Below are 12,736 nucleotides of genomic sequence, written 5' to 3' on the forward strand. Positions count from 1 at the left end.
TTCAGGTATATTTGCTTCCGTTATTAACCAGTAAAAACAACACAACACAATGAGTAAATCTAAATTAGAGTACATTTGGTTAGATGGTTATTTCCCGACTCAGAATATGAGAAGCAAAACTAAAATTGAAGATAATTTTAGCGGAGAACTAGAAGATTGTCCTGTTTGGTCTTTTGATGGTTCGTCAACAAAACAAGCTGAAGGGAATTCTTCCGATTGTTTATTAAAACCGGTAGCTATTTACCCGGATCCTGCGAGAGAAAATGGATACTTAGTGATGACCGAAGTTTTAAATGCAGACAGAACACCTCATCCTTCAAATGCCAGAGCAACCATAGAAGATGAAGATAATGATTTTTGGTTTGGGTTTGAACAAGAGTATTTCATTATGGATACTGAAACCCAGTTACCTTTAGGGTTCCCCATTGGAGGATATCCCGGACCTCAGGGAATGTATTACTGTTCCGTAGGGGGTAAAAACACACATGGTAGAGATTTTGTAGAAGAGCATGCGGATTTGTGTATTGCTGCCGGGCTAAACTTTGAGGGAATTAATCAAGAGGTAGCCAGCGGGCAATGGGAATTTCAATTATTTGCCAAAGGTGCTAAAAAAGCAGGAGATGAAATTTGGGTAGCTCGTTATTTATTAGATAGATTAACAGAAAAATACGGATACTATATTGAGTATCATCCCAAACCTGTAAAAGGAGACTGGAACGGCTCCGGGATGCATGCTAATTTCTCAAACACTACCCTGAGAACTTGTGGAAGTAAGAAAGTGTATGAAAAAATTTGTGAAGCATTTAGACCTGTTGCTTCAGAACACATTGCTGTGTATGGCGAGTTTAACGATCAACGCCTTACCGGTTTACACGAAACTGCTTCTATCCATGATTTTAGTTTTGGTATTTCAGATAGAGGAGCTTCTATTAGAATTCCTATTATAACAGTAGAGAGAGGCTGGAAAGGCTGGTTAGAGGATAGAAGACCTGCTTCAAATGGTGATCCATATAAGATTGCTGCCAGAATTGTAAAAACAGTAAAGTCTGCTGATATCGGTTAATGGTAGTAATAGATATATGATGATATAAAAAAACCGCAAATAAATGCGGTTTTTTTATGGCATGGTTGTATACAAAAACAGTATATATCCCAATAACAAAATAATACCGTTTTTTCGTTCCAATCGCATTTTTTTTGGCATAAATACCAATAATACAATTGAAAAAGAGATAGCTAACATCCAATATATGTCATTTGTCAATAAGGTAATGTCTTCTACTTTTACGGGAGTTATTATAGAGGTAATTCCAAGAACAGCTAACAGATTAAAGACATTAGACCCTATAAGGTTTCCCAAAGAAATTGCTTTTTCTTTTTTGATAACTGCTACAATGGAAGCTACTAACTCGGGAATACTGGTACCTATAGAAAGAATCGTTATTCCGATTAATCGCTCGCTTACTCCAAACTCTTTTGCAAGTTCCGTAGCTCCTTCAATTAATAATTCAGAGCCTCCCCATAGCCCCAGGCTGCCGATAATTAATAATAATGCTGTTTTATAGTTCGGTAACACTTCATCATCTTCAGGCATTTCATCTACAACTGCTTGTTTTTGAAAACGCAATAAATACACTAAAAAAACAACTAGAAATGAGCTTAAAATAATGCCTTCTATGGTAGAAATGACCATGTCATTATACAAAAAATAAAAAAGTAGCAATGAGGCTACCATCATCACCGGCCAGTCTGTAATATAGAAACTCTTGTGCACATCAATTTTAGCAATTAGTAATGTAATTCCCAAAACCAAACCTAAATTTGCAATATTAGATCCTATGACATTTCCAAGAGCCAAGTCGGGAAATCCGTTGATTGCAGATTGAACACTCACAATGAGTTCCGGAGCAGAAGTTGCAAAAGAAACAATCGTCATGCCAATGATAATTTTTGGAATCTGTAATCTCAAAGAAATTGAAACAGCAGATTTTAACAACCAATTCCCTCCAAAAATGAGCAATGTAAACCCCAAAATGATATACAAATAGTTCATTATTTTAATTTGATGCGAAGATACATTTTTATCATGCTACATAATGAACTCATAAAAGATAGATTTGGTAAAAATAGCCGTTTTTTCATTTTTTATTTTCAGAAAACATCAGAAAACCCCTTTACTTTATTACACTTTTATATAATAAGTAATGATAAAAAATATAAATTAAAACCTTTTCGTAGATATATGTATTTCATTTTGTAACATAAAAATCATTTTTAATTTAATTATTAAAATCAAATAAATCCTTTTTTATATTATTATGATAAAAATTGCTTTGCCTTTATATATCTTCAGAAACCAATTTCGGAATTGAATTATGTATTTCACTTAAAAATTATTAAAATGATTATACTAGCGATTAAAATAATTGAGATAACACTTATTGTAATTTCAATTTACTTTATTTAAATTATGAACCATTAAAACCAAAAGCTATGCTAACAACTATTGGAATATTATTTATAATAACAGGAGTTTTAACACTCATCTTAAAGCCTGTTTTTACTACAAATAAGCTCTTGAATCTTTTTACAAAGGCAAGAAGCATACAACTTATATTTATAGGGATACTGATGAGTATTATTACGGGAATGTTTTTTTATGCCGATGCGGGAACTGCATATGCAGTACAATATGTAAGTGGTGGAGATAAGATGATTACCACTCAGGGCATTAAACTAAAATATTGGGGTAGGGTAATTCCGCTATCCTATGAAATCTCTATTAAAGATATCATTGTAGATACTAAAGAAGAGTTGCCTGAAGATGGACAAGGAATTTACAATCGACAGGCACAAAAATGGGAATTCAGTGATGCCATTAAAGCGGAGATAAGTACTTCTGTAATTGTAGGAGTAAATATCAATGATGAAGAAATTTTCTTAAACATGGCTGACAGAAATAAAAGCAAGGGAAAATTGATTTTTGGAAGAGTACTCCCAAATATTGACGCTGCTATTAAAAACACCTGTAAATTGATGGCTGCACAAGACTATATTTCAGGACAAGCGTCGGATTTTGGCAGGTATTTCAGAGATCAACTTGAAAACGGAATGTATCAGGTAGAGCAATATTATGAAGCTGAAAATCCGAATGAAATTGTTGGAGATACTACCGCTATAAGGAAAATAAAAGCGGGGAAACCCAGTAAGCAGAAAAAGTTTAGAATCAAAAGAGATGCAAACGGAAATATTGTACGAGATAATTCAAATACATTAAAACAATACGGGTTAAAAATATACCAGGCACAAGTAACCGGTATGGATTGGGAAGAATCGTTTGATGAAAGATTAGATTTACAAAAAAGTGAAGTAGCGCAGACGCAGCCTGAAAAACAACAGGCAGAACGCGAATATTACAGAGCTAAAAAAGAAGTTACCAAAGGGGAATCTGAAAAAGCCAAAGAAAGAGCTAGTTTGGAAAAAGTTCAGATTCAACAAACCATTGCTGCGGAAACAGAGGTTAAAGTAGCTGAATTTAATTTGATTAAAGAGGAAAAACAATATGAAGTGGAGCTGTATAAAGCAAAAAGTAAAAAAGTAGCTGCTAATGCTCAATACTATGAAAATGCAAAATTGGTCAATGCCGGTCTAACACCACAGGAAAAAGCGGAATGGGAATATAAAACAGCTGTAGGTGTTGCGGGGCAACTAAAAGATCTGAAATTACCGACTACCTATATTGAGGATGGTAAAAAAGTACAGGAAATAACGGGAATTTGTTAGAATCGTTGATTGGCGCAGAATTAGCTAAAAAAATGATTTAGAAAAAGAAATAAAAAAGAGTAAACTATTTAAGACGAACGAGGTGGCATACAAATGCTACTTCGTTCTAATATGGTATATTTTTCGTATTTTTGACATCTGAATGAACACACTGCAATGAAGAAAGTAGCCTTTAAAATACTTACTAAAGTAAACAAAATGATATTACCTTCATACACAAAAAAGCAGCTGGATATTACAAAAGCTTCCAAGCTTCAAATGGCAGTCATTGGATGGAGAGCTTATGTTACTTTAAACTCATTAGATTAAAAAGCTATTGTATGAATCAGGAGCACATAAAAGTATTTACAGGATCACCTATATTCGTCAGAAGGCTTCAAAAAATTTTAGAAGAAAATAATATCTCATCCTTGTCCAAATCTGATAAAATAGTAGGATATGAAATTTCTAATCATATAGATGAGTTATATATTTTGAATGTAGATCTGGCAAAAGCAAAAAAGATTATAGATGATTTTGAACAAGAAATCAATTTATAAAATTTTATTTGATTACACTTAATTATGCCACTAATTTAAAAATTCGTATCTTAATATAAAGTTTAGAATTATGAATTTACTACATTTTATTGAACAATTTCCAGATGAGTTTTCCTGTAAATCACATATGAAGTTGGCTCGTTCAAAAGAAGGAGTCATTTGCAAAAAATGTCAATCAAAAAAGCACTATTGGTTAAAGTCTAAATGGATGTGGCAATGTTCTTATTGTGGTTTTAGAACTACTCTACGCAGCGGTACTATGATGGAGAACTCCAATTTACCTATTCGTACTTGGTATCTCGCTATGGCATTTATGACTTTTAGTAAAAAAGGTATTTCTGCTGCCGAATTACAACGTCAGCTCAACCATACACGTTATACCACTATATGGTCTCTTATGCACAGAATACGTTCGGCTATGGGAAAACGAGATAATTTATACGACCTTGAAGATATGATTGAGTTTGATCAAGATTACTTTACTGTGGCAACAAAAGAATCCGACAGACAAAAGCTTAAAAGAGGCAGAGGCAGTCAAAAACAATCTAACGTAGCGGTAATGGCAGAGTCTGTACCTTTAGAATATTTAAAGACTGGGAAACAATCCAAACAATGTCGTTATTTTAAAATGAAAGTTTTGGATACTCATAAAAAAGAAGAAGTCAACACGCTTATTGATAGTAATTTTGATGATACATGCATTGTTTTTAGCGACAAAAGCACGTCTTATGTAGACATAGGTGATTATGGATCAGTCACAAAAGTTGTGTGTGAGTTCAGATGAAGATTAATTGTTAATTGAAGATTGAATGAAGTGTGTCTTTGCGAGTGAAACGAAGCAATTAGGGATCAGGGTCAAAAGTTTTGTGTGGATTGAATTAAAGTTTTGATCTTTGTAAAAAAAAACAGAGATTGGAATTATCCTTAGACCTTTTAAAATTCATCTTACCTGAGATGCTCGTAGAACATTTTGATTTGGTAAGACACACTCATCGAAATGAGGAACTTCATTTGTATTTTGAAGAGCGTAATGTTGTTCCTAAAGAAGTCATAAATCCTAATGTAATTGCTCATGGTTTCCACAAAGAGATTACTATTGAAGACTTTCCTTTGCGTGGAAACACTGTGTATCTTCACGTAAGGCGACGTAGATGGTTAGATAAAGAGACTAGGCAAATCATTCAAAGAGATTGGAATCTAGTAGCTCAGGGAACTCGCATGACAGGTGAGTTTGCTGCTTTTTTAAAAGAGATTAGTCGATACTGAGAAGAGTGATTGCAAAACCATTGCAAGAATCTATGGCGTGAATGGGAAGAAGTTCCAAAGGCAGTATCGAGATTATTTGAGTGAGTTTAAACAGTGGAAGGAAAAGTCTCATGCCAAAGAGTGGTTGATCTTCCCTGAGAATATAGGAACTCGATTATCTATCGACGAAGTAGCCTTATCAAAAGGAGAACTCTACACCATCGTTACCAATAAAAAAGCTAAAGGAAAGAAAGGAAGTATTGTGGCGATCATAGCTACTACCAAAGCAGAACCTATTATCAAACACCTATTTAAAATCTCATCTGCGAAAAGAAACAAGGTCAGAGAAATTACCCTAGATATGGCGAACTCCATGAAGCTGATTGCCAAACGGTGTTTCCCCAAAGCCATACAAGTAACCGATAGATTCCATGTACAGAAACTAGCTCTAGAAGCACTTCAAGAAATTAGGATCAAACATCGATGGGAAGCCATAGATACAGAAAATGAACGGATCAAACTTGCCAAAACCAATAACAAAGAATATTACCCTGAAATATTAGAAAATGGAGATACCATAAAGCAACTCTTGGCTAGAAGCAGATACTTACTCTACAAAGCACCAAGTAATTGGACAGAAGATCAAAGAGTAAGAGCTAACATCCTCTTTAAAAGATATCCTGATATCAAAACAGCTTTTAAGCTCGTACAAGGACTTAGAAATATCTTCAACACAGCAAACTCAATACAAGTCGCTTATACAAAACTAGCGCATTGGTATAAAGATGTAGAACAAACAGCATACAAGGCTTTTAATACCATAGCAAACTCTATCAGGCTTAACTATAGATCAATATTGAATTACTTCATTAATAGAAGTACTAATGCAGCGGCAGAATCTTTCAATGCCAAAATCAAAGCCTTTAGATTACAATTTAGAGGGGTCAAAAACACAGAATTCTTCCTCTATAGATTAACTACAATTTTTGCATAAACACAACAATTAGTCTTGATCCGAGTTTTGGTCACAAAGAAGTGTTTAAAAAAAAGAAACGGCAGCATTGTGTGTAAAAACTGATAGCTTTGTAGTAGAGAGTAATGTTCATTTTCCAACGGATTACAATTTGTTGTGGGATTGTTCACGTAAAGCCTTGGAGGTTATTGATTGGTTTAAGAAAAAGTATTCAGAGTTGGAAGGTTGGCGTAAATCATACGATTGGTTTAAGCAGGGTGACAATGCACGTGTTCTATCCCTAGAAAGCGGTCTTAACCAAATGACCTTTGACGACCGGACTACTACTTTATCTGTGCACTGTACCAGAAATTAATTTTTTTAACATAAATATTAGTTTAACAAACTGCTTTTTATCTAAGAGCAGTTTTTTTATATTGATCCCCTAATATTTTAAATTATTGAGACCTTTATAAAATAAAAATATCAGTTGAACTTCTTGCTAAATCAACCCTGTAAAAGTTTTATAGACCATTTCAACTTTCAAACTTTTTTAACTTTAAACTGTATTAATATTAAAAATCAAAAAAAATTGTAGTTTTGAAGAATCATGCTTCGACGGCAATAAAACTAATAACGAAAAGTATAAAATTAAAAATTACTCATAAGTAAAATATTACGGAGATACATACAACTAATAGTTCATTATGAATGCAAAAATAATATCAAACGGAATTTTAAGAGCATTAGCAATTCTGTTAGGAATAAGTACTCTGTGCTATTTTTTATATCTGGTCCGAACCGTTATTATTTATATAGTCATTGCAGCAGTAATAGCTGTAATCGCAAGGCCTTTGATTGTTTTTTTGAGAAGAAAATTAAAATTCTCCAAAACATTATCGGTAATAGCTACTATGATTTTATTTGTCGGTCTTTTAGTAGGGTTAATAAGTATGTTTATTCCTTTGATCATGGAGCAAGGTCAAAATTTGTCACTGCTTCAAACAGAAAGTTTAAAAGAAGATGTTCAAAATATTATCAAACAGGCAAATAGTTATTTTAAATCAAAAAATATAGATATTTTGAGTGAATTACAAAACGCTGATATTCTTTCGAGTTTAAAATCTATTCCCAATGTGTTGAATTCTATTGTAGGCACATTAGGCTCTTTTAGTATTGCCATATTTTCTATATTGTTTATCTCTTTCTTTTTTATGAAAGACAGTAGGATTTTTAAAAATAGTATCCTGACCATTGTCCCCAACGGCACCGAAAACAGGTTTTCAAAATCCATAGAAAAAATAAACGAGCTGCTCTCAAGATACTTTATCGGGTTAGTATTACAAATTAGTATTCTCTTTGTCATATATACGATTATTTTATGGATCTTTGGAATTTCAAATTTTATAGTCATTGCATTTCTATGTGCATTGTTAAATTTAATTCCTTATATAGGCCCTCTGATTGGTGCAATTTTAATGATTATTTTGTCAATGACGAGTAATATTGGACAGGATTTCCGAACTGAAATACTTCCAACAACTCTATATATAATGATTGGGTACCTAGTTGCACAACTAGTGGATAATTTTGTTAGTCAGCCACTTATATTTTCCAAAACGACCAAATCGCACCCACTTGAAATATTTCTGATCATTATTATCGGAGGCTTATTAATGGGACCGGTAGGGATGATTATTGCCGTACCAACATATACCGTTTTAAAAGTTATTTTAAAAGAATTTTTATCCGGCAATAAGATTGTTAAGTCTTTAACTAAAGACATCTAAGTACTATTAAACTTATCAATTCTTTAACCGGAAGTACAAGATTGGATGCAACAGCATCTTGACTCGGGGATATTGCAAAACTTATTTTAAAAGGAAGTCCTTTTGCAGGTATTACCTCCCAAGAATTGGCAAATTAAATCATAGCAAAACAAAAGTCAAAAATCAAGCTCCCTATATGGTTCCGTTCGGAAAATATATACTATCCGGATACATTAAGTATAGAGCAGGCCTCTTCCGAAATAACTGCCTATTACAAAAGTACCATCATTTCCGGTAATTCCCTGACTGATATCACCGGAGGTTTTGGTATTGATACATTTTTCTTTGCCAAACACTTTACAAAAGTTACTCATTGCGAAATAGATACCAAACTATCAAAAATTGTAACATATAATAATAAGCAACTGGGAATTACAAACATAAAAACCATTGTAAAAGATGGTATCGATTATATAAAAGGATGTCGTCTATTTGACTAAATATAGACTTGAAATTATTAGTTGTTTTCAAAATAGTTAAATTATTGATTATCAATATAATGTACTAAAAATCAATGACAAAAAAATATTATTTAACTAAATATCAAGTATTTATTCAAATTTTTATAGCCATTAAATCATATCCAAAAAGTATGAGTTTGCCCTGACATTCATCAGGGCAAACGCATTAAACTTTTATGAATATATCAGTAAAACTAATTTTTCATTAAAGAATTGACATTTAATAATGGATTTTATTCGTAATTTTTTAAACTTACCTTTAATGATTATTCATTTTTTTGAAAATAATTACAGGTTAACTTGGATCAAAAAATCATAAAGTATTGATTAAAAACATGTTAACTTTAATGCGTTTACTCTGTGACATTCATTAGATTTTTTTTGCATTTCATTTTTTTGTCTTATATTTATCACTTTAACTTCTACAGTTAAAATGAAGTGTTTTATTTTAGGGGTGTAAAACACTTCAAAAAGCCTTGATATATTCAAGGCTTTTCTTTTTTTAATTTTTTTCATTTGTTTTTTGTGAATTTTCAAATAGAACTCATTTAAACTTCTTCAATTTGCTAAAAAATTGCTGTTTTCTACTCTGTTTTTATCTTTTTTTCCTTCCGTAGCACTGCTATGCAACTCAAAAAAGCTTTCAACAGAGCTAAAACTTCTAATGTTCGCTTAAATCCAAAAAGTTTAAATGAGTTCATAAAAAAATTCATGTACTTTTGTTTAGAACACTGGCTATTTTATGGTTTACTTTACAGTAGAATAGTATAAGATCTATTTTAATGCAAACACTTCTATACGAGGGATTAAAAATATTCGGAGAAAAAATATCTTTTATAGATGATCATCTAGTAATAGAAGCTCCTTTACAAATCAATATCAATGGAAATCCTTATACCGTTGTTATGCGGACACCAAATGATGATCTTCAACTGATCAGAGGGCTTTTATTTGCTGAAGATATCTATAAAAAACAACATTCTTTGCCTTATGAAATAGTAGCACAACACGATGACTTTTCAACCGTAATCAATATTACTATTAACAAATCGGATCTTGGTAAAGGATATTTAAATAAAAGGACTTTATTGTCTGTATCTTCCTGTGGAATATGTGGGAAGAAACAATTAAACGATATAAAAGTAGGAGGAGCAAAAAAATTACGAAAACAAACTTGTAAAGCGGATTTCTTGTTGGAAGCATTTCAGCAGTTAAAAGAAAAACAAAAAGTATTTATAAAGACCGGCGGAAGTCATGCAGCAGCAATTTTTGACATACAACACAAGATGTTAACCATCAAAGAAGATATTGGCAGGCACAATGCCGTAGATAAGTGTGTTGGAGATTTATTGGAAAAGCAAAAACTTACGGATGCCAATTATCTACTGGTAAGTGGCAGAGTATCTTATGAGATAGTAATCAAAGCTTTTATTGCGAAAATACCTGTGATCGTAGCAGTTTCTGCTTGTTCTTCTTTAGCCGTTGATTTTGCCAAAGAATTTGGAATTTGTCTGGTTGGTTTTACAAGAAATCATAAAATGACAGTATATGCAAATGCTTCTTATTTAGAAAAATTAAATCATGGCTAGAAAAAAAATATATCCCCGGCTTCCGGAGAAATTCACCGGAATCAAACTCGACAAAATCCCTACTGCTGCTGCCGGAGTAAAAGCTATTGCATCGGCATTTACTCATATCAAAGATGAAGTTGGTATTAGAAAAGGAATTTCTCTTTTAGCAAAATTAAATCAAAAAGAAGGTTTTGATTGCCCCGGGTGTGCGTGGCCGGATCCTGATGAAAAAAGGGCATTTTTAGCGGAATATTGCGAAAATGGTGCAAAAGCAGTTGCGGAAGAGGCAACAAAAAATAAAGCTACTCCCCTATTTTTTACTACACATGCTGTAAATGAGCTATCGGTGCTTTCTGATTATAAAATAGGTAAAAGCGGGCGTATTACACACCCAATGATTCTCAGAGAAAATGCAGATCACTATGAAAAAATATCATGGGAGAATGCCTTTGAGCTTATTGCAACTGAGCTAAATGCTTTAAACGCGCCTAATGAAGCTGTTTTTTATACTTCAGGCAGAACAAGCAATGAAGCAGCTTATCTATACCAATTATTTGTAAGAGCATACGGCACTAACAACTTGCCCGATTGTTCTAATATGTGCCATGAAAGTAGTGGTGCCGCTTTATCAGAAACACTTGGGATAGGCAAAGGATCTGTTACTTTAGATGATTTCAATGATGCTGACTTAGTGATTGTCATGGGTCAAAACCCGGGAACCAACCACCCCAGAATGCTTACCGCATTGGGAAATACAAAAAAGAACGGGGGTAAAATTATGACCATAAATCCACTGCCGGAAGTTGGATTAATGCGATATAAAGATCCTCAAAACCCAATAAAATGGGTGGGAAAAGGTCAAAAATTAACGGACTTATTTTTACAGGTAAAAATCAATGGAGATGTTGCGCTATTAAAAATCATACTTAAACTTTTAATAGAGAAAGAAAAAGCAGATCCAGGCTCAATTTTTGACCATGATTTCATTAAAGATAAAACACATGGATATGATCATTTCGAAACGGATTTAAACCGCTATAAAATTGAAGATTTATTGCCCCAAACCGGTCTGGATATGACTATTATTAAAGAAGCAACAGAAATGATTGCCTCCAACAAAAAAATAATTGTTTGCTGGGCAATGGGGCTAACACAGCATAAAAACGGGGTAGACAATATCAGGGAAATTGTCAATCTTTTACTACTAAAAGGAAGTATCGGTAAAAAAGGGGCCGGAACCTGCCCTGTCCGCGGACATTCAAACGTGCAGGGAGACAGAACCATGGGCATCTGGGAGAAACCAAAAGATACCTTTCTTGATAGCTTGGAAAAAGAATTCGGATTTAAAGCCCCAAGAAAGCATGGCTACGATGTGGTAAATGCCATTGAAGCGATGTACCAAAAAAAGGTAAAAGTATTTATCGGTATGGGAGGAAATTTTATATCAGCAACACCGGACACCGAATACACAGCTAAGGCCCTGCAAAATTGTAACCTTACCGTTCATATAGCTACCAAATTAAACCGAAGTCACTTGGTTCACGGTAAACAAGCTCTAATTCTACCATGTCTAGGAAGAACGGAAAAAGACATTCAGCAAAGCGGAAAACAATTTATGAGTGTAGAAAACTCTATGGGTGTTGTCCATAAAACATCCGGAAATTCAGAACCTTGTTCTACAAAATTACTAAGTGAACCTGCTATTGTATGCGGAATAGCCAATGCTACTCTCAAAAAATCTAACATCCCCTGGAACCGGTTTACTGAAAATTACGATTTTATCAGAGATAAAATAGCAGCCACTATTCCCGGTTTTAAAGATTATAATAAACAGGTACGAATAAAAGGAGGGTTTTATTTACCCAATAATGCAAGGGATCTTGATTTTTCTACTACTACTACAGGAAAAGCAAATTTTTCTATAAACACACCTTCTGAAATAGTACTTAAGAAAGACCAATTTCTGATGATGACTATCAGGACTCACGATCAGTATAATACCACTATTTATGGGTTAAACGATCGTTATCGCGGCGTATTAAACGAGCGAAGAGTTATTTTTATGAATCCGAAAGACATGAAAAACTTAGGGTTAAACAAATTAGATAAAGTAAACCTAACCTCACATTTTAACGGGGAAAAAAGAGAAGCAAAGAATTTTTTAGTAATTCCTTATTCAATTCCCGAACAGTGTACTGCAACTTATTTTCCTGAAACCAATGTATTGGTACCTTTAAAAAGTAAAGCAGCTATTAGCGGGACACCCACATCAAAAACGGTAATCATTACTATAGAACTCATTTAAACTTTTTGAATTTGCTAAAAAAATAGGTGTTTTCCACTCTGTTTTTGTCTT

Annotated in this window: 12 protein-coding genes and 1 pseudogene; 10 read left to right on the forward strand and 3 right to left on the reverse strand. The window is 33.3% G+C overall.

All coding sequences use genetic code 11. The features are described from left to right. Nucleotides 1–49: 49 nt before the first annotated feature. Entirely contained in the window at nucleotides 50–1,063 is a 1,014-nt protein-coding gene (locus GKR88_15690; protein ID QMU65581.1) for a glutamine synthetase, read from the forward strand. Between the two features lie 54 nt (nucleotides 1,064–1,117). On the opposite strand, the gene GKR88_15695 is transcribed toward GKR88_15690, so the two are convergent. Next, nucleotides 1,118–2,053 (reverse strand): calcium/sodium antiporter, encoded by a 936-nt coding sequence (locus GKR88_15695; protein ID QMU65582.1) that lies wholly within the window; start codon nucleotides 2,051–2,053, stop codon nucleotides 1,118–1,120. A 440-nt stretch (nucleotides 2,054–2,493) separates the two neighbouring features. On the opposite strand from GKR88_15695, the pseudogene GKR88_15700 reads away from it, so the two are divergent. The 7 genes and pseudogenes from GKR88_15700 (at nucleotide 2,494) to GKR88_15730 (ending at nucleotide 8,309) form a co-directional block, all read left to right on the forward strand. After that, a pseudogene (locus tag GKR88_15700) lies at nucleotides 2,494–3,824 on the forward strand (hypothetical protein). Between the two features lie 115 nt (nucleotides 3,825–3,939). Further along, a complete protein-coding gene (locus tag GKR88_15705) occupies nucleotides 3,940–4,092 on the forward strand; it encodes an SsrA-binding protein (GenBank protein ID QMU65583.1) in 153 nt (50 codons plus the stop codon). Then, nucleotides 4,056–4,322, forward strand: coding sequence for a hypothetical protein (locus tag GKR88_15710; protein ID QMU65584.1), 267 nt, complete (start codon nucleotides 4,056–4,058; stop codon nucleotides 4,320–4,322). The genes GKR88_15705 and GKR88_15710 overlap by 37 nt, the downstream gene beginning before the upstream one ends. A gap of 70 nt (nucleotides 4,323–4,392) precedes the next feature. Then, nucleotides 4,393–5,106 (forward strand): IS1595 family transposase, encoded by a 714-nt coding sequence (locus GKR88_15715; GenBank protein QMU65585.1) that lies wholly within the window; start codon nucleotides 4,393–4,395, stop codon nucleotides 5,104–5,106. A 128-nt stretch (nucleotides 5,107–5,234) separates the two neighbouring features. After that, entirely contained in the window at nucleotides 5,235–5,588 is a 354-nt protein-coding gene (locus GKR88_15720; GenBank protein ID QMU65586.1) for a transposase, read from the forward strand. Between the two features lie 19 nt (nucleotides 5,589–5,607). After that, nucleotides 5,608–6,561 carry a DDE transposase gene (locus tag GKR88_15725; protein QMU65587.1) on the forward strand — a complete coding sequence of 318 codons (954 nt, stop codon included), beginning with the start codon at nucleotides 5,608–5,610 and terminating at the stop codon, nucleotides 6,559–6,561. 665 nt (nucleotides 6,562–7,226) lie between these two features. Then, nucleotides 7,227–8,309 carry an AI-2E family transporter gene (locus GKR88_15730; protein ID QMU65588.1) on the forward strand — a complete coding sequence of 361 codons (1,083 nt, stop codon included), beginning with the start codon at nucleotides 7,227–7,229 and terminating at the stop codon, nucleotides 8,307–8,309. A gap of 212 nt (nucleotides 8,310–8,521) precedes the next feature. Here GKR88_15730 and GKR88_15735 read toward each other — a convergent pair whose 3' ends face one another. Further along, a complete protein-coding gene (locus tag GKR88_15735) occupies nucleotides 8,522–8,662 on the reverse strand; it encodes a hypothetical protein (protein QMU65589.1) in 141 nt (46 codons plus the stop codon). 474 nt (nucleotides 8,663–9,136) lie between these two features. Beyond that, nucleotides 9,137–9,325, reverse strand: a complete 189-nt coding sequence (locus GKR88_15740; GenBank protein ID QMU65590.1) for a hypothetical protein — start codon at nucleotides 9,323–9,325, stop codon at nucleotides 9,137–9,139. A gap of 266 nt (nucleotides 9,326–9,591) precedes the next feature. Here GKR88_15740 and fdhD point away from each other — a divergent pair, with 266 nt between their 5' ends. Beyond that, nucleotides 9,592–10,398, forward strand: coding sequence for a formate dehydrogenase accessory sulfurtransferase FdhD (gene fdhD / locus GKR88_15745; protein QMU65591.1), 807 nt, complete (start codon nucleotides 9,592–9,594; stop codon nucleotides 10,396–10,398). After that, nucleotides 10,391–12,685, forward strand: a complete 2,295-nt coding sequence (locus tag GKR88_15750) for an FdhF/YdeP family oxidoreductase (GenBank protein QMU65592.1) — start codon at nucleotides 10,391–10,393, stop codon at nucleotides 12,683–12,685. The genes fdhD and GKR88_15750 overlap by 8 nt, the downstream gene beginning before the upstream one ends. The last annotated feature ends 51 nt before the right edge of the window (nucleotides 12,686–12,736 follow it).

The sequence above is a fragment of the Flavobacteriaceae bacterium genome (assembly GCA_014075215.1).
GTDB lineage: Bacteria > Bacteroidota > Bacteroidia > Flavobacteriales > Flavobacteriaceae > Polaribacter.